This is a genomic window from Bacillus cereus (assembly GCF_002564555.1).
Classification (GTDB): Bacteria; Bacillota; Bacilli; order Bacillales; family Bacillaceae_G; genus Bacillus_A; species Bacillus_A cereus_K.
The window spans coordinates 368,095-385,993 of record NZ_NUVD01000024.1 but is presented as its reverse complement, the minus strand read 5'-3'; the positions used below and the strand labels follow the sequence as shown (position 1 = coordinate 385,993).

The window sequence follows — 17,899 nt, the reverse complement described above, 5'->3', positions numbered from 1 at the left end:
GTTTTTTCATACATCTAATTCAATTAAAGCCTTACCAAAGCTTATCTCTTCATACACCTTTAAATTTTGATATACAGCGCCTAATAATGGTGCTTCTATAGAAAATTGCTCTGCTACATCCAGTAAGTATCCTTGTAAGTGCTTCCCTTCAATAAACGAACCTTTTTCCATATCACGCTGCATCGATGACTTCATATCATACGAAATTTTATCAATTGTTTTCATATGTTCCTGGGCAATATTATCCTTCACTGGAGCTCCAAATGCCCTCATGATTTGCATGGATTCTTCAAATAAGTTTCGGATAAAATCACGACCACCTTCGCTTTCACGAATCGGACCAATTGGTGCACGCATTAATGTTGTCACACCCGACATTACAGTAATAAACAAATATTTATGCCACATATCTTGCGTAATATTTTCACTTAAGACAAAACTGGCTTTTGTATCTGCAAATGCTTTAGAAATAAGCTTTATTCTTCCTGAAGCTTGAGGATTTATTTCCCCAAATACAAGTCTGTTGGCAGCACTAGTTTGTACAATTTCTCCTTGATCGTTTAACGTCGTCTCAATAAAACATAAACCTCCAATTACTTTTTCCCCGCCGAATTCCTTTTGTAATAGTGATACATGAGCGATACCATTCAATAACGGGATTATAACTGTATTCTCACCTACAAATGGTTTCAAATCTGTTATTGCCTCGTTTAGGTGATACGCTTTTGTTGAGAATAAAATTACATCAAATGGAGAAGCAGTATCTTCTTTCGTTATCAATTTCGGTTGAAATGAAAAATCCCCGTTAACACTACGAATAATAAGTCCTTTTTCCTCTAATTGCTGTTTTCTTCTGCTGCGGACGAGAAACGTAACATCCTCTCCTTTTTCTACTAATCGGCCACCAAAAAAGCCCCCCACGCCTCCAGCTCCTAATACTAAAATACGCATACTAATCCCCCTTTTCATAACATAATTATACTAGCTTTAGTATACATAATATTATACATGTCCCCTGTCAAATAAGTTGAATTTTCATTCTTAATCTAGTGAAAAAGAGAGGTTATTTTCAAGCTAATTTGGGCATGTTGTTTTTATAGCTTATATGGAAAGGAAACAATGTAAATGGAGGCAATACAAACAATCGAAGAAAAAGATGTAACAACAGCTATATTTCAATTTATATTCCCGTTCTCGTTTAAAACTGGATATGAACAAAATATGTTCCCTTTCTTACAAAAAAATGATTTTCATCCTTTCCGGCTCGACCATCTTGAAGATGAAAATACATATTACGGGAAATTTAAAGTTTCACATCAAAATATGGAAGCATACTATCTTTCATTTACAAATAAAATTCTTTTTCCTCATTCAGAACATCAAAAAGGACTACAGCGCCATTCTAAAGATCTTAATTTAAATGGACACTTAACAACAAATCTTATCTCCGTCCCGTTCACAGTGCATTCAATCGATGTAACACTATGCCCTTATGAACTTGGATTCCTAACAATTCGAACTGAAGTTAATATTACTCCAAATATGACATTATCAGAAGCAATAGAATTCGCTGCACGATTCCGTGTACTTGAAACAAGAAATGAAAAGGATGAGAACATTTGCATAGAATGTAACGGAAAAAGATATTCACAAGTTGAAAAGTTCATTTTGGGTTATTTATTTAACGGTTTAACAGACTTCTTTGAGAAGAAAAGATTAAGAAGTTCATACTTTCAAACCTTCCCTTTCTTCGAAGACCAAAGAATGTACGTTCAAACTTTACTATCTCTAAAAGAAGATATGGAACTTAATGTAATTGATGTTTATCGTACTTCCAGTCTTTCTGGATTAACAAGTGATGGCAAACCCTATGTGAGCGCAAATAACTTACCTTATATTCATGATTATTTAAAGCAACACGCCTATCAAAGGTGGGCTCCTAATCGTTATTTCATAATGGAAGAACATATTTTCACATGTATAACTAATGAAGATGAACAAGAAATCGCGAAACTTGCTAGTCAAATGTACGGGGAATTTTATTACGCTCTATTATTAAACTTATTTCATAAAGTTGTTTTATTAAAGATGGCAAACGCTTATGCCGAGCTAAATATTGAACAAGATACAAACGAGATAGAGAAGTTAATCTACTCTATTAATTCATTTACAGCAAATTACTTTTCTTTAGAATTAGTATCTCAATCACAAAGTGAAGATATATTCTTTCGTTTAAGAAAGCTTTTTAACATCGAAATACTATACTCAAACGCTAAACAAAACCTTGATAGCTTATTTAAATACCAAGAAAATGTCGCCTCTAAAAAAGATAGCCTTCTATTATTAATTTTAACGCTCTATTCTGTAGTAGGCCAAATGTTAGGTTTTACTATGATTGACCTTTTAAAGAATACCGATTCAAACAAAATATCATCACCTCTTGAATTTTTTGCTCTTTTAATAGCGCTTAGCGGTATAATCATTTCACTTATTCTAGGTGCGCAAGGGTTGTATCAATGGGGTATACAGCATAGAAGAAGAAAAGCATGGGTAAAACAAACTGTGCTGTCTGCTGTGAAGGAGAAAGATGATACAAAGTAAAAAACAGATGGCAGCACGGTGCTACCATCTGTTTTCTATTATACTTATTTTCCTGCTTCGATCTTCTCTAATGCAGCAGCTACTTGCTCTTCAGTTAATTCATGTTGTATTACGTAGCGGTTACGTGGGCTTACACGACACTCATGAGAACATGCACGTAAATATTTCGCTTCGTTTTCTTCAGAACATAAAATCTTCTTATTACATTCTGGATTTGAACAGTTTACATAGCGCTCACAAGGTTCACCTGTAAAGTGGTCTTTACCAACAATAACATGTTCTTTTTGGTTTACTGGTACAGCGATACGCTCATCGAACACGTAACATTGACCATCCCAAAGTTCACCTTGTACTTCTGGGTCTTTTCCGTACGTTACAATTCCGCCGTGAAGCTGACTTACATCTTCGTACCCTTCACGAACTAACCAACCAGAGAACTTCTCACAACGAATTCCGCCTGTACAGTACGTTAAAATCTTTTTACCTTCAAGTGTTTCTTTGTTTTCTCTAATCCAATCTGGTAATTCACGGAATGATTCAATATCTGGTTTAATTGCACCTTTGAAGTGACCTAAATCAAATTCATAATCATTTCGCGCATCAATGATAACTGTATCTTCTTGTTTCATTGCTTCATAAAAATCTTTTGGTTCTAAATACTTCCCAGTAATTTCGTGTGGGTTAATGTCGTCTTCTAGACGAAGTGTAACTAACTCTGGACGAGGACGTACGTGCATTTTTTTGAATGCATGCCCTTCTTCTTCATCTATTTTAAACACGATTCCATCAAAGCGTGGATCATTGTTCATTGCTTCCATGTATTTCTCAGTTTGTTCAACAGTTCCCGAACAAGTTCCGTTAATTCCCTCTTTTGCTACAAGGATTCTTCCTTTTAACTCAAGTGAATTACAAAATGCTAAATGCTGTTCAGCGAATTCTTCTGGGTTTTCAATTGTTGTGTACATGTAATATAGTAATACTCTATATGGTTTTGTAGTTGCCAATGTATTTCTACCACCTATCTAAATTTTAAAATCATGTATAAGTTAACGTTCATATCAAAACATATATAATAAGAAAATATATACAAAATTGTACTTAGCCTATTTTCTTCTATTTACAATTTTTTCTATAAGTTAACAGAAATAAAAACAAGATTACAGAACAAAACACTACGGTTAAGTTGTAATCCCAATATATTATATATCATACAATTTCATTTCCATCAATTAATATGCTGTAATATAGGCTGTATGTTCACATAAATTTCAAAAACAACCCTCTAATTTATTATCTTTTCCTTTATTCAGCGACCATAAACTCCCAAAACTTTTTTGTATTTCCACACCATTTATTGCGCAAAGTCATATAATTTGCATTAAGGAAACTTTTATGTTCAAATGAAATTGACATATAATATATTTAAATGTATTGAAATAATAAGTAATAATAAATACAATAATTTCATCAAGTTAAGATTTCAAAGGGGAATACTACTATGAATAAGGATATATCAAAAGATGAACAAGTCCCTTCTCAAAGTACAACAGTTCAATCCGCCCATTTAGCGTTAAGCGGACAAACAAAAGGGTTAAAAAGACTGTTACCATTTTTAGGACCTGCTTTTATCGCATCAGTTGCTTATATTGATCCCGGGAACTTCGCTACCAATATCGCGGCTGGATCACAATATGGGTATTTATTACTTTGGGTAATACTCGCTTCTAATCTAATGGCTGTATTAATCCAAACTTTATCAGCCAAATTAGGAATTGCTACTGGGAGAAATCTTCCTGAAGTTGCTCGTGAAAACTTCCCAAAACCAGTTTCCATCGGTTTATGGATACAAGGTGAGCTTGTAATTATGGCTACAGATTTAGCTGAATTTATCGGAGCAGCACTCGGATTGTACTTATTATTTGGAATTCCAATGTTACCTGCCGCTTTAATTACAGCGGTTGGATCCTTTATTATTCTTGAATTTCAACGTAGAGGCTTTCGACCGTTAGAAGCTATTATTACAGGGATGATTTTTATCGTTGTTATCGCTTTTGGTATACAAGTCTTTTACGCAAAACCGGAATTAAGCCCTCTTCTTTCAGGACTATTTACTCCAAAATTCCAAGGTGTAGATAGCATACTTTTAGCAGCTGGAATTTTAGGGGCGACAGTAATGCCACACGCAATCTATTTACATTCCGCCTTAACGCAGCGCCGCGTAGTCGGAACAAATGACGAACAAAAGAAAAAGATTTTCCGTTTCGAATTCATCGATATTATTATCGCAATGATTATCGCTGGAGCAATTAACGCAAGTATGTTAATTGTAGCTGCTGCACTATTCTTTAAAAATGGCTTGCACGTTGAAGACCTTGATGTTGCTTTTAACCAATTTAGCAACTTAGTCGGCCCAGCATCCGCTGCTTTATTCGGAATTGGACTCTTATCAGCGGGATTATCTAGCTCTTCTGTCGGTACAATGTCAGGTGATATTATTATGCAAGGATTCATTCGAATGCATATCCCGTTATATTTACGCCGATTTATTACAATGATTCCGCCTCTCGTTATTATCGCTTTAGGCGTAAATCCAACTTACGCTCTCGTTATGAGCCAAGTTGTCTTATCATTCGGTATTGCTTTTGCATTAGTACCACTTATTATGTTTACAAGTAATAAGAAGATTATGGGCGCACTCGTTAACCACCGCATCACAACATTCATGGCTTGGTTAATCGCTGCACTTGTTATCGTTTTAAATATTTTCTTACTGTATCAGACATTTGTAGGGTAATGAAAAAGGGTATTCCAAATTAAACTTGGAATACCCTTTTTCAATTCATTATTTGTATTAGCCCTATAAACTCTTTTTAAGAAAACTTTCGATCCTCTTCACATCCCAACACCTATTCAAAATAAATTCTATAGTTTATTTCAAGACAATAACTTCATTACACCTTGAATAATCTTTATTTTCAGATTAAATTATATAATAACAAATACATTCTAGTTTCATTTGAACAGGAGTGAAAACATGTTTCCTTTATTAAAAACTGAGCGACTTATTTTAAGAGAACTTACTGAAGAAGATGCACCAAGTATATTACATTGCTTTTCTAATACCGAGGTATTGCGTCATTATGGCCAAAAACCATTACAAAATTTAGATCAAGTAAAACAAATCCTTAATAATTTTAAGGTGAGTTACAACGCAAGAAGCGGCATTAAATGGGGTATCGAATTAAAAGACAAGAAAGGGATCATTGGAACGATTGGTTTTCACGATTGGTCTTCTGAGCATAAACGAGCAAATATTAGTTATGCCTTTTTGCCTGAACACTGGGGAAATGGATATGCTACTGAGGCAGTTTCTGAAGTTATATCATATGGATTCCACACGATTCATTTAAAACGGATTGGAGCAATTGTCTTTCTTGAAAACGAGGCTTCAAATAAAGTGCTAATAAAATTAGGTTTTGAAAAAGAAGGTGTTCTAAAAAACTATATGTATCAAGATGATATCCCATATGATACGAATTTTTATTCTTTATTAAAATCTATTTAATAGAATTTATGTATAAAAACACCTTACTTTTAAAAGTAAGGTGTTTTTCAGGTATAACGGTAGCTGTTTTATCTTTTAAAAGCAGCTTTCCATCTTGCTTTGTAAAAGTAAGGTCAATACGTGAGATATGCGTTCCATGTTTATCTGGTTCTGTAATAATAACACCATTTACAACTTCTTTTTTAACAAGTTTATGCATATGATCCGCAAAAATAGCGCTAGTAGAATCCTTATTAACGGACAGGAAATCGATTTTTCTCTTGTTGAAATTTACTTAGCATACAGTGGTCATATATTTTTAAGAATAACGGAAGAATATATAGAAAATGCTACATAAATGTGAAGTTTAATCAACTTAGGGGGGACAACCTTGTTCAATCAGACGGTAAAAGCTATACCGAATTTATTTACGATTGGAAATTTATTATGCGGTGTTTTTTCAATTACTATGAATATGAATGACTATTTGGAAGTAGCCTCTATTTTCATTTTCTTTTCAGCTGTTTTTGATTTTTTTGATGGAAGGATTGCGAGAAAATTAAAAGTGAACAGTGAGTTTGGTGTAGAATTAGATTCCTTAGCTGATATTGTTAGTTTCGGGGTTGCTCCTGCACTTTTATTTCATTCGATAGCGACACCATCTGTTTTAACTTCTTTGGCATTTATCCTTTTCCCAACGATGGGTGCTTTAAGATTAGCTAAATTTAGTGTTAAACCAACCGTTGGATATTTTAAGGGATTACCTATTCCAGCTGCTGGATTACCATTGGCTGGTATGGCATTGTTTTCATATAGCAATGCATGGATTACATTAATCCTCGCTCTCTTAATGGTAAGTCCAATTAGGTTTAAAAAATTTTAATTTTGGTCCCGTCCATCACCATCAAGACTTTACGGAATATCGTTTATTTGAGTAAGACTATAGAAATAGTAAAGGGTATGTGCTGTTGGTTCATCAGCCATAAGTAAATCAACATTGTAAGATAGTGCCCTAGCAATTGCTACACGTTGTTGTTGTTCGCCACTTAGCTGAATATAAAGAATATGTTTACTCTTGTTTTGAAAACCCTCTTCTGTAACGAGTTTCATGTAAAATACCGAGGTAATAAATAAAAGAATAGTCAATGACTATTCTTTTAAAAGTAAGGTTTTTTATTTACTTCTTATCAATATAAGCATTTTTATACGTATACACGCCACCAAATTGATGCTTTTCAATTCCTTTTACATAGTCCTTTTGTACATAAGCTGAGCCAATGTGATAAAGCGGTGCTATTGCGGCGTCCTCTAATAGAATACGTTCAGCCTCTTGCAGAGCTTCCCAGCGTTTTTCTTGATCTAATACTAGCTCATTTTTCGCCTTCTTTATTAATTCATCGTAACGAGAATTGGAGTAACTCATTTTATTATTTGGATTACTCGTCGTAAATAGCTCTAAATAACTAATTGGATCTTTATAATCAGGTCCCCAATTTACCATAGATATATCGTAATCGCCTGTTTGTTCTAGTTGTAACTTTTGTTTAAACGGCTGTTGTTTAATTTGTATCGTTAATCCCTGCAAATTCTTTTCTAAGTCACCTTTTATATATTCCGCCATACGTTTTGCGTTATCCTGTTCAAACGTTAAAAACTCGAGGCTTATTTGTTCTACTCCAAGTTCTTTTTTCGCTTCTTCCCAAACCTTTTGCGCATTTTGTAAATCATATGAAGAAATATCTCCGTTCTCTTTTCTAAAATCTTTTCCAGTCTTTTCATTCACATGACCAACTGGTACAAGTCCACTTGCAGGTTTTGCCCCGTTATTAATAAAGTGAGCAACAAAATCTTCTTTATTTAACGCTAATGAGATAGACTGACGTACTTTTTTATTTGCTAGTGCATTATTTTTTTCGTTAAAACGGAGCATCGCAATTCCAGGATCACTCGACATATGTAATTCCTTATTCTCTTTATACTTGTCTACAACTTGTGAATTAACAGGTACTCGGTCCAAATCACCGGCTTCATATAAATTTACAGCCGTCATTGTGTCTTTTACAATATGAAAGTTTATTTCGTCTAACTTCACTTTCTTTTGATCCCAGTATATATCATTTTTCTTCAATTGAAACTCTTGTTCATGCTTCCATTTTTCTAACACGAATGGGCCATTGTATATGAGATTACTAGGTTCAAGTCCGTAATTGCCCTCTTGTTCTTTCAAAAATGATTCATGCTGTGGTAAGTATATGGGTAAAGCTAATAACTGTAAGAAATATGGAATCGGCTGTTCGAGTTCAACTTCTAACTTATAATCATTTATGACTTTAACCCCAAGTTCATCAAGTGGCATTGTTCCCTTATTTATTTCTTTCGCATTTTTCACCTGAAAGAGCATGTATGCATATTGTGATGCCATTTGTGGATTAACTGCACGTTTCCACGCAAACATAAAATCATTTGCTGTTACATTATCTCCATTTGACCATTTTGCATCTTTACGCAATTCAAATGTATATTTTTTACCATCTTCACTTCTTGTAAACGATTTTGCTACTGCTGGAATAGGCTGATCTTGATCATCTAGCACATACAATCCTTCAAATATGTTTTGCATAATGTGTGCTGATGTACCATCCATCGTTTTCGCAGTATCAAGAGAAGGAATTTCTTCTGATACTGTTACATTTAACACTTGTTTTTTAGTCTCTGTATCACTTTTATTCGCTTTATTATTACAAGCTGTTAAAAATAAAGATGTAACAAGTACCATTACCATTAAACGGCTCTTTTTTCGCTTCATCACTTGTTCTCCTTACATATAAAATATTATAAAGCGTAATATATTATATCAGAAATACTAACAGAAAGACGCGACATTCTATTGAATATTTATTCGTTCAAAAAAGCTATCCTTTTTTAAAAAGGATAGCTTTTTCAACTGACATGTAAATACTTATCTTTGTAAACCTCGTTTATAACGACTTGCTTCGAATATAATACGCTCTTCATCTAATGTTTTACATTCACCATTCCAAACAACACGTTTACCGTTAATAATTACATCACTTATATCTTTTCCACTAGCAGCATATACAAGGTGTGATAGCACTTCATCTGCTGGTTGTAAATGCGGCTTATTAGACGGATCAATCGTAATAAAATCGGCACACTTTCCAACCTCAAGTGATCCCGTTTGTTTCATGCCAATTACTTCCGCAGCTCCTTTTGTCGCAAGAGAAAGGGCTGTTTCAACTGGCAGTGCTGTTGCATCTTGATGAATACCTTTTTGTAATAAAGTTGCAACGCGCAGTTCTTCAAACATATCTAAATTATTGTTAGACGCCACACTATCTGTTGCTATTCCTACTTTCATTCCTGCTTCTAGCATCGCTTTTACATTCGCTATACCAGAACCTAGTTTTAAATTACTATTCGGATTATGAGCTACTCGAACATCATGTTCCGCTAAGAAAGCACGCTCATCTTCATTTAATACTACACCATGAGCAATGACTGTTGGACGTTTAAACAATCCACAACTCTCTGCATATTCTACCGGACGTTTTCCGTACTGCACTTCAATATCACGTACTTCACGCTCTGTTTCCGAAAGATGAATATGAACCATCGTTTGATTTTCTACTGCAATACGTGCGCACTCTTCTAACAATTCTGTAGAACATGTATATGGGCTATGTGGTGCAACCATCGTAGTTAACATTCCACTTTCTTTATAGTAGCGCTTCACATACTTCTCAGCTTCTTCGATTGCTTTCTTTTCATCTTCTTTCGTTCCAAAGCTAAATAAAGTTCTTGAAACAGCAGCTCGCATTCCGCTTTTTGACACCGTTTCCATAATTGCATCTTGATCTACTCCAATTGGATTAAACATATCTGAGAATGTTGTTGTACCACTTTTCACCATTTCAAGTAATCCTAATTCCGTACTAGCAACTGCAAGCTCTGGAGTAAACTGGCTTTCAAGTGGCCAAATTCTAGTCTCAAGCCATGGCTGTAATAACATATCATCGCCAATACCTCTTAAAAGGCTCATTACAACGTGTGTATGTGTATTGACAAGCCCGGGTAAAAGCCATTTCCCTTTCATATCAACGACTTCATCCACTTCATGATGTGAAGGGATTTTCCCGTTATTTACTTCTATAATTCGATCATCTTCTACAATGATATATCCATTATCAATTACTTCATTTCGTTCATTCATCGTTACAATAGTAGCGCTTACATAAGCTGTTTTCAAAAGTATTTCCCCTTTCAACTCTATGAAGTTCCCTTTAATGAGTTACCACCATTATAGTAACTCATTAAAGATTAAGAGTCAAAAGATAATATTAATTTTTTGTTGTCTTTTCCTTCACATTATCCATTCTCAGCTTCCTCTACTATTAATAGACATTTTTTAACCAAGTAATAATTCGAAGTACCTGAAATGGTTCAAACCAAGTAATTAAAAACATCACAACGAAGACAGAAATAAGGGATATGAATTTTAGCGTTCCTTTTTCCCGTTTAGCAACTGCTATAAGACTTAGTACACTTCCAACTAAGAAAGAAATAAAACTAAAAAGGACAATCGGTTCAGAATAGCCATCTATTATCCAATTTAATCCGAATAATAATAGTCCTATAAACATAAGGACTATTGACAATACACTGAATTTTCCCATAATTACACCTCCAACTATGATTTTACCATTTTAAAAAGTAAACGGTAATTATTTTTTGGTGTATAAGAATGAACAATTACACGCTAAACGTAAGCTTTCATACGTATCGATCATTTCATACACAAATGACGATAGGAGAAACTCTTCTATATTGTGTTTAGTGGTTTCGTTACTGCAAATATCAACATTTACCTTTAACAGAGCCAAAGAAAAACTGCACCTCCAATTGTTAGACTGTGTCTAACAATTGGGGTGCAGTTCACATCCCTAAAAATTAGCGTTCTTTTTCTAAATTTAACCCTCTTGGGCACTTTATATTTATAACATATTGTAGTGAACTTCAAACTCCATCACTCGTTTTACTATTTCTTATCATACACACCTATACAGTTTCTACTACCGCTTCAAGCATTGTTCCATTTTTAGCATAATTCGTATGCCAAGAAAAAGCTTTTTCTAAAACATGAGGGGTTTGTCCGCCTCTTGTTTGTGCTTCTTCGTAATAAGCTCGTAGCTGGTCACGATACACTGGATGTGCGCAGTTCTCAATAATGAGTTCTACTCTTTCTCTTGGCGCCAACCCTCTTAAGTCAGCATATCCTTGTTCAGTAACGATAACATCAACATCGTGTTCCGTATGGTCTACATGAGAGACGAAAGGAACGATACTTGAAATGTTACCGCCTTTCGCAATGGATTTAGTAACAAAGATAGCTAAGCGTGCATTTCTTGCAAAATCACCAGAACCACCAATACCATTCATCATTTTTGTACCTAAAACATGAGTAGAGTTGACATTTCCGTATATATCTAATTCTAAAGCCGTATTAATCGAAATTAATCCAAGGCGGCGAATGATTTCAGGATGATTAGAAATCTCTTGCGGGCGCATCATTAATTTGTCACGATATTTTTCAAAGTTGGAAAATACTTGTTGCATCTTCTCTTCAGAAAGCGTGATCGAGCAGCAGGAAGCAAAATGAACTTTGCCAGCATCCATAAGATCAAAGACCGCATCCTGTAAAACCTCAGAATACACTTCTAAATCTTCAAACTCCGAATCTAGCATTCCGTGTAGGACTGCATTGGCCACTGAACCAATTCCCGATTGTAACGGTGCTAAACTATTTGTTAATCGGCCTACTTTTACTTCTTTTCGCAGGAACTCTATTAAATGCTGTGCCATAATAACAGTTTCTTCATCCGGGGGAACAATTGTCGATGGCGAGTCCAGTTGGTTCGTAAACACAATCCCCTTCACTTTTTCAACATCAATCGGAATACCGATTGTTCCAATTCGATCATCTGTTTTCACAATTGGAATTGGAAGCCTATCCCCTTGTTTACCTGGTTCATATAAATCATGCAGCCCTTCTAATTGTGTAGATTGAGCCATATTCATTTCAATAATAATGGACTTAGCATTTAAGGAAAATGCTAAGGAATTTCCAATTGAAGTAGATGGAATAATCATTCCATCCTCAGTAATCGCAACCGCTTCCAAAATAGCGAAATCTATATCCATAACGTCAGCTCGGAGTAACTCTGCTGTATGAGACAAGTGTTGATCTACAAATAAAAAGTCTCCATTATTAATTCCTTTTCGCATAGTCGCATCGGCTTGGAAAGGCAATCTTTTCCCTAAAATTCCTGCCTCAGCAAATAATTTATCTACATCCGAACCTAAAGAGGCCCCAGTATAAACATTTACTTTAAAAGATTTATCATTCTTAACTCGGTTTACCAGCGCAAATGGGACAGCTTTCACATCACCTGCACGTGTAAACCCACTTAAGCCTAAAGTCATTCCACTTTGAATCCATGAAGCTGCTTCTTCAGGTGTAACTACCCGATCTTTCAGGCGTTGATCTCTGATTCTATCCAAATTATTCTCCATATGTAATCCCTCTCCCATTGAATATTCATAATTATTTTACACATTAACACCATCAAAATAGGGATTTCAGTATACAATGCCGAAAATTTAGACAGAGCAGCGAATCTAGGTTCTAAAGCAGAAAAATCTAGAATCCTAAAAGCTTACGAAAATAACTAGCGTATGATTGACTAACTGGTACCCTCTCACCATTATCCATTGAAAGTAAAAAAGTAGAATGAGTATCAGGATATATCGCCTTAATATGATTTACATTTACAATAAATGAACGATGGCATCTAATAAATGAATCCTTAGGAAGTAAGTATTCGAATTCTTGCAGAGAATATTTATGTGTTCCTGATAATTCTTCTGAATTCACATACGTCTTTTTATCTTTCGCCTCTAAATACATGACCTTTGAAAAAGAAACCGGAATCCATCCGTCTGTTGTTTTTAAAGTAACGACTGACTTTCCATCCGTTAAGGCCGGATAAATTGCCGTCACGCAACCTTCAATTTTCCCGTTATTTGAAAATGGTACGGCCATTCCATGATAAGGAATACCAAAAACATCTCGATTAATAAACTCAGAGGCTTTTTGCTTCGTCACCATTGCTTTATGGGCAATCGTTCCTTCCTTTATAGGATCGCCGACGCTAATCTTTAAATCAATTCTTTTACTTGGCCGATAGTAGATATATTCTTTCGTATTCGAAACGGCAATTGAAATTTCATCTGAAAATAATTCACCAACAACATCTAGTAGTAAGCCTAATGTTTTATCTTCCATACTATTAACACCTCATTCACTATTATACTACTATTATGAACGACCATCTGTTGCTGTATAAAAAGTTTGATTAGAAATTATTCTTAACATCTTGAAAATCTATTTCTACATATTCTTTATTTACAAATTCACTCATAACCATTCCTCCAGTTTTTCAAAAAACCTCACTTCAGCATGAAGTGAGGTTTTTTCTTATACAATATGCTCATCTAACCATGAAATCAAATCTTGAAATACTTCTTCTCTATTCACTTCATGGAACATTTCATGTCTTCCATTTTCATATAGACGCAGTGTTACATCTTTCACACCACATTTTTTATAATTTTCATATACTTCTTTTACACCTTTCCCCATATCCCCAACAGGATCACGATCCCCTGAGAAAATATGTATTGGAAGATTGGTTGGTGTCTTCTTGTATTCTTCTAGTTTATTTACTTCTAATACACCAGAAAATAATTCTCGATAAAAACTTGTCGTACAAATGAATCCACATAACGGATCCGCAATATATTTATCAACTTGATCATTATCTGAAGATAACCAATCAAATTTTGTACGATTTGGCTTAAAGTTTGAGTTAAAGTTTCCGAAAGATAAGAAATTTAACATCGGGCTTTTCGTTTTTGCTCCGCGTAGTTTCATTTCGATTGTTGCTACTTTATGACCAATACTTCCTAAAAGTCCTGGATTTCCACCAGTTCCTGAAATAAGAAATCCATCATATAGTTCACCTCTAAGTTGTACAGCGCGTCTTGATAAGAAAGATCCCATACTATGACCAAGTAAAAACAATGGACATGTCTGTTCTTCTTTTATCATTTCCGAAACAAAGATAACATCAGATACAACTTGATTCCACCCTATATTCGCTTCAAAATGACCATAGTCTTCTTCTCTTTTTACTGTTCTTCCATGCCCTTTATGATCATGAGCATAAACACCATATCCTGCACCTAATAAAGCATCAATAAATTCTGTATAAACACCTGCATGTTCTGTCATACCATGTGCAATTTGAATAATCCCTCGCGGATTTTCTTCTGGTAACCACTTACGCAAATAAATTTCCGATCCATCCAATGCCGTAACGAAACTTTCCTGTACGTTCATTTCGTCAGCCCCCAAATCTATTATGTATCTCTAAAAAAATGAATATCTATTCATTATTCTTACTATGTATTATATGCAATTGCTTTCATTATGACAAATGACGCACTTTTCCCATTAGCTCTTAAACTAATATGTTGACGAATTTAAAATAAAATTATATAGTTACTTACATAAAGTAATTAATATATTTTTAGGAGGTTTCTACTATGATGCCATCACTATTTTTAGCACATGGTTCACCGATGCTTGCTATTCAAGATACAGATTATACACGCTTTTTAAAAACGCTTGGAGAAACATATAAGCCGAAAGCAATTGTTATTTTCACCGCTCACTGGGAAAGTGAAATATTAACGATTTCCTCTTCAGATAACGAATATGAAACAATTTATGATTTTGGAGGCTTCCCTCCTGAGTTATACGAAATCAAGTATCCTGCGAAAGGTTCTTCTAGCATTGCCTCTATGCTAGAAACAAAATTTAAAAACAATGGCATTCCAGTCCATCATAATATGACGAGAGGTTTAGATCATGGCTCATGGACACTCCTGCATCGCATGTATCCAGAAGCAAATATTCCTGTCGTACAAATATCAGTAAATCCATTCCTTCCTGCAAAAGAACAGTTTGAAATTGGAGAAGCACTAAAAGGACTTGGACAAGAAGATATTTTAGTAATCGGCAGCGGTGTTACCGTTCATAATTTACGAGCACTGAAATGGAATCAAACCACACCTGAAAAATGGGCAATTGAATTTGATGATTGGATTATTAAACATATGCAGGTTAACAATAAAGATGCATTGTTTAATTGGGAGAAAAATGCTCCTCATGCGCAATTAGCAGTACCAAGAGCAGAGCATTTTGTTCCTTTATTTATCGCTATGGGCAGTGGTGAGAATAACGGAGAAGTCATTCACCGTAGTTACGAGCTCGGTACGTTAAGTTATCTTTGTCTCCAATTTTAAAGAAAAAAGATGAAGCAATCGTTGCTTCATCTTTTTTCTTTTTCATTCACTTAGTTAACTAACTTCCAAATGTTGCTTCTCTGATGCCTCTTCGTTCTTATTATGAAAATAAACCCAAATACACGCAATAAACAATAGTGATGATGTAGAGAAGAAAACATATTGGAAGCCTGCATGAGCTGCAATTTGTCCCCCAAGCACTGGACCAATCATATTTCCTAAAAATTGAAACGACTGATTATACCCAAATATGCGTCCCGTAACATGGGTTGGTGTATGTTGTTTTAGTAGAGTTTGTACGGAAGGTAATAATCCTGCTTGTGCGATACCCAATAAAAAGCGAAGAATTAATAGTTGCCACGCTGAGGTTACAAAGGCTTGCGGAATAAAGATAATTCCTGCAGCAAACAATGCTACTACTAACGTTTTTTGAGGACCGATATGATCTGATAATCTTCCAATTCTTGGCGCTGTCAAAATAACTGCTAATCCTGTCGCAGACATGACTGCCCCTGCAATCATTTCGATATGAGATGTTCCTGGTCCTTCCAAATTCTTTACATACAATGTAATAATCGGTTGAATTGACATATTCGCAAGTTGAATAATAAATGTTGTGACAAATAAACTAATAATTAAATTCTTAGCTGGGACCATCGTCCATACTTTTTTCGGCTGTGCTTTTTTTGCCTTGGCAGAATGATTTTCTTCATGTAGGAAGAAAAAGACGATGAGAAAGGAAAGAAATAAAAAAGCTCCTGTAACAAGAAAGACATGGCGCATTCCAATTAACTCAGACAAATAGCCTCCAAGTAATGGCCCAAGTAACGAACCGCTCACGCCACCAGTTGAAATTGTGGAAATCGCCCAACCTGAATGCTCTTTCGGAGTTTCAGCAGCAATAAATGTCATCGCCGTTGAAAGGAAACCAGATACTGCTCCCATCAAAAATCTTAGTGCGACAAGTTGATACACATCCGTTACAAAACCCATAAGCGTCATAATAATCGCCATACCAAGGCTAGCACGAATAAGCATCAATTTCCGTCCATGTATATCACCAAGTTTTCCCCATATCGGTGATACAATCGCACCCATCAGAAATGTTACACCAAATGCAAGTCCCGACCACTGTGCAATACTAGAAGTGCCAGTCACCCCTAATTCCTCAATATAAAAAGATAAAAAAGGAATTACTAAACTCATACCGGCTGCAGTGGTAAAACAACCTAGCCAACAAATCATTAAGTTCCGTTTCCAGCTGGCCATTTTCACACCTTCTTTCATTCGATACCCATTCTACACCTTTTTTTGTAAAAAGTTTAGTAATTTGATTTATACGTAATATTAATTACTAAACCCGATATTTCCTAGCAAAAACCACTTGAATTCCACATTATTTTCACAATAAAACCAACTCCCAAATATGGAGTTGGTCAATTATCTTCTATCGGTATTAAACGCGCATGACAACTTCTCTCATAAAATTCAATCGGACCCGCTTGTCCAATAATTGCATATTCATACCCATCTTGCTTCATATTGTATAAACAATGGTGCAACAATTCCTTCCCTACACCTCTCACACGATTTTGTTTCGCTGTCCCCATCGGACCAAATAATCCTTTCTTTCCCCTCACTACATCGTAACAAGCGAAACCTACTATCACTTCTTCTTGTTCTGCTATATAAATAGGTAAATTTTCTTCATATGTTCGAAATCCATAGTCTATCGAATGTAACCAGCGTTCTCCAAATTCATCCTTAACAAAACTTGATAATCTTTCAAAATCTGAAGAACTAGCTCTTCTAATAGTACAAACTAAATTATTATAAATCGGAACAAAGTTTTTTAAATCAACCGCTAAATCTCTTGGCTCAGCTGTAATACGTAATAGCATTTTCTGTGCATTTTCACTTAAAACCCTATTAATAAATTTGTTCACTTGAAAAATCGCATATAAAACATGCCCTTCATTTATTAATACTTGCCGAAAACGTTCCATACGTTTCTTCGCGATTTGTAAAATTTCTATTGTCTTATAAGATAATTTATATTGTCCTATTTTTATATACTCTTGATCATTTAAATCAAATTGGTTTTGTAACAAATGTTCTTCTACAAAATCCGTACCCACGTTACGAAACAAATACATATATAACTCACCACAAACTCCGGTACCTTCTTTACACATACCGATGAACAGATGCATTGGTTGAATTATATTATACTTAGTCTCTTCTGCAGCAACCTCAAATATTTTATGCACACGTTTTGTAAATTGAAATTCCTCCATATGTCTCTTC

General features: G+C 34.9%; 15 protein-coding genes and 2 pseudogenes. 5 read left to right on the top strand and 12 right to left on the bottom strand.

Annotation, left to right across the window (positions count from 1 at the left end):
• Positions 1–6 precede the first annotated feature (6 nt).
• Positions 7–951: a 2-dehydropantoate 2-reductase gene (panE, locus tag COI75_RS16560; protein ID WP_098448475.1), complete on the bottom strand. Its 945-nt coding sequence runs from the start codon at positions 949–951 to the stop codon at positions 7–9.
• 174 nt (positions 952–1,125) lie between these two features.
• Here panE and COI75_RS16555 point away from each other — a divergent pair, with 174 nt between their 5' ends.
• Complete coding sequence (locus COI75_RS16555) at positions 1,126–2,601, top strand: hypothetical protein (RefSeq protein WP_098448474.1); 1,476 nt, start codon at positions 1,126–1,128, stop codon at positions 2,599–2,601.
• 44 nt (positions 2,602–2,645) lie between these two features.
• On the opposite strand, the gene trhO is transcribed toward COI75_RS16555, so the two are convergent.
• Positions 2,646–3,605, bottom strand: a complete 960-nt coding sequence (trhO, locus tag COI75_RS16550) for an oxygen-dependent tRNA uridine(34) hydroxylase TrhO (RefSeq protein WP_000246240.1) — start codon at positions 3,603–3,605, stop codon at positions 2,646–2,648.
• 494 nt (positions 3,606–4,099) lie between these two features.
• Between trhO and COI75_RS16545 the strand changes: the two genes are divergently transcribed.
• Positions 4,100–5,395, top strand: coding sequence for an Nramp family divalent metal transporter (locus COI75_RS16545; protein ID WP_001030671.1), 1,296 nt, complete (start codon positions 4,100–4,102; stop codon positions 5,393–5,395).
• A gap of 240 nt (positions 5,396–5,635) precedes the next feature.
• Positions 5,636–6,166, top strand: a complete 531-nt coding sequence (locus tag COI75_RS16540) for a GNAT family N-acetyltransferase (RefSeq protein ID WP_000484227.1) — start codon at positions 5,636–5,638, stop codon at positions 6,164–6,166.
• Between the two features lie 40 nt (positions 6,167–6,206).
• Here COI75_RS16540 and COI75_RS16535 read toward each other — a convergent pair.
• Positions 6,207–6,386, bottom strand: a pseudogene (locus tag COI75_RS16535) (metallophosphoesterase); the annotation flags it as partial.
• 150 nt (positions 6,387–6,536) lie between these two features.
• Between COI75_RS16535 and pssA the strand changes: the two are divergent.
• The gene (gene pssA / locus COI75_RS16530; RefSeq protein ID WP_000483167.1) at positions 6,537–7,028 is read left to right on the top strand and encodes a CDP-diacylglycerol--serine O-phosphatidyltransferase; all 492 of its coding nucleotides are present in this window, start codon (positions 6,537–6,539) and stop codon (positions 7,026–7,028) included.
• Positions 7,029–7,105: 77 nt separating this feature from the next.
• Here pssA and COI75_RS27340 read toward each other — a convergent pair.
• From COI75_RS27340 to COI75_RS16495, 7 genes and pseudogenes are all read right to left on the bottom strand, one after another.
• Positions 7,106–7,222, bottom strand: a pseudogene (locus COI75_RS27340) (ATP-binding cassette domain-containing protein); the annotation flags it as partial.
• A gap of 100 nt (positions 7,223–7,322) precedes the next feature.
• On the bottom strand, positions 7,323–8,951 hold the full coding sequence (locus COI75_RS16520; protein WP_098448473.1) for a peptide ABC transporter substrate-binding protein: 1,629 nt from the start codon (positions 8,949–8,951) through the stop codon (positions 7,323–7,325).
• A 153-nt stretch (positions 8,952–9,104) separates the two neighbouring features.
• Positions 9,105–10,430 carry a bifunctional S-methyl-5'-thioadenosine deaminase/S-adenosylhomocysteine deaminase gene (locus tag COI75_RS16515; RefSeq protein ID WP_002095756.1) on the bottom strand — a complete coding sequence of 442 codons (1,326 nt, stop codon included), beginning with the start codon at positions 10,428–10,430 and terminating at the stop codon, positions 9,105–9,107.
• 127 nt (positions 10,431–10,557) lie between these two features.
• Positions 10,558–10,839, bottom strand: coding sequence for a hypothetical protein (locus tag COI75_RS16510; RefSeq protein ID WP_000514629.1), 282 nt, complete (start codon positions 10,837–10,839; stop codon positions 10,558–10,560).
• 382 nt (positions 10,840–11,221) lie between these two features.
• On the bottom strand, positions 11,222–12,736 hold the full coding sequence (locus COI75_RS16505) for an acetyl-CoA hydrolase/transferase family protein (RefSeq protein ID WP_000429826.1): 1,515 nt from the start codon (positions 12,734–12,736) through the stop codon (positions 11,222–11,224).
• Between the two features lie 127 nt (positions 12,737–12,863).
• Positions 12,864–13,508, bottom strand: coding sequence for a LytTR family DNA-binding domain-containing protein (locus COI75_RS16500; protein WP_000389710.1), 645 nt, complete (start codon positions 13,506–13,508; stop codon positions 12,864–12,866).
• Between the two features lie 192 nt (positions 13,509–13,700).
• Positions 13,701–14,639: an alpha/beta hydrolase gene (locus tag COI75_RS16495; protein WP_141530710.1), complete on the bottom strand. Its 939-nt coding sequence runs from the start codon at positions 14,637–14,639 to the stop codon at positions 13,701–13,703.
• A gap of 191 nt (positions 14,640–14,830) precedes the next feature.
• On the opposite strand from COI75_RS16495, the gene COI75_RS16490 reads away from it, so the two are divergent.
• Complete coding sequence (locus tag COI75_RS16490) at positions 14,831–15,592, top strand: DODA-type extradiol aromatic ring-opening family dioxygenase (protein ID WP_000982889.1); 762 nt, start codon at positions 14,831–14,833, stop codon at positions 15,590–15,592.
• Positions 15,593–15,646: 54 nt separating this feature from the next.
• Here COI75_RS16490 and COI75_RS16485 read toward each other — a convergent pair whose 3' ends face one another.
• Complete coding sequence (locus COI75_RS16485; protein WP_098448472.1) at positions 15,647–16,861, bottom strand: multidrug efflux MFS transporter; 1,215 nt, start codon at positions 16,859–16,861, stop codon at positions 15,647–15,649.
• A gap of 167 nt (positions 16,862–17,028) precedes the next feature.
• On the bottom strand, positions 17,029–17,889 hold the full coding sequence (locus tag COI75_RS16480) for a GNAT family N-acetyltransferase (protein ID WP_000390841.1): 861 nt from the start codon (positions 17,887–17,889) through the stop codon (positions 17,029–17,031).
• Between the last annotated feature and the right edge of the window lie 10 nt (positions 17,890–17,899).

Excerpts from the sequence above, each read along its gene's own strand:
- COI75_RS16485 (WP_098448472.1), bottom strand. The coding sequence starts at position 16,861 with ATGGCCAGCTGGAAACGGAACTTAATGATTTGTTGGCTAGGTTGTTTT.
- COI75_RS16510 (WP_000514629.1), bottom strand. The coding sequence starts at position 10,839 with ATGGGAAAATTCAGTGTATTGTCAATAGTCCTTATGTTTATAGGACTA.
- COI75_RS16520 (WP_098448473.1), bottom strand. The coding sequence starts at position 8,951 with ATGAAGCGAAAAAAGAGCCGTTTAATGGTAATGGTACTTGTTACATCT.
- COI75_RS16500 (WP_000389710.1), bottom strand. The coding sequence starts at position 13,508 with ATGGAAGATAAAACATTAGGCTTACTACTAGATGTTGTTGGTGAATTA.
- COI75_RS16490 (WP_000982889.1), top strand. The coding sequence starts at position 14,831 with ATGATGCCATCACTATTTTTAGCACATGGTTCACCGATGCTTGCTATT.
- COI75_RS16480 (WP_000390841.1), bottom strand. The coding sequence starts at position 17,889 with ATGGAGGAATTTCAATTTACAAAACGTGTGCATAAAATATTTGAGGTT.
- COI75_RS16505 (WP_000429826.1), bottom strand. The coding sequence starts at position 12,736 with ATGGAGAATAATTTGGATAGAATCAGAGATCAACGCCTGAAAGATCGG.
- COI75_RS16545 (WP_001030671.1), top strand. The coding sequence starts at position 4,100 with ATGAATAAGGATATATCAAAAGATGAACAAGTCCCTTCTCAAAGTACA.
- COI75_RS16555 (WP_098448474.1), top strand. The coding sequence starts at position 1,126 with ATGGAGGCAATACAAACAATCGAAGAAAAAGATGTAACAACAGCTATA.
- panE (WP_098448475.1), bottom strand. The coding sequence starts at position 951 with ATGCGTATTTTAGTATTAGGAGCTGGAGGCGTGGGGGGCTTTTTTGGT.
- COI75_RS16540 (WP_000484227.1), top strand. The coding sequence starts at position 5,636 with ATGTTTCCTTTATTAAAAACTGAGCGACTTATTTTAAGAGAACTTACT.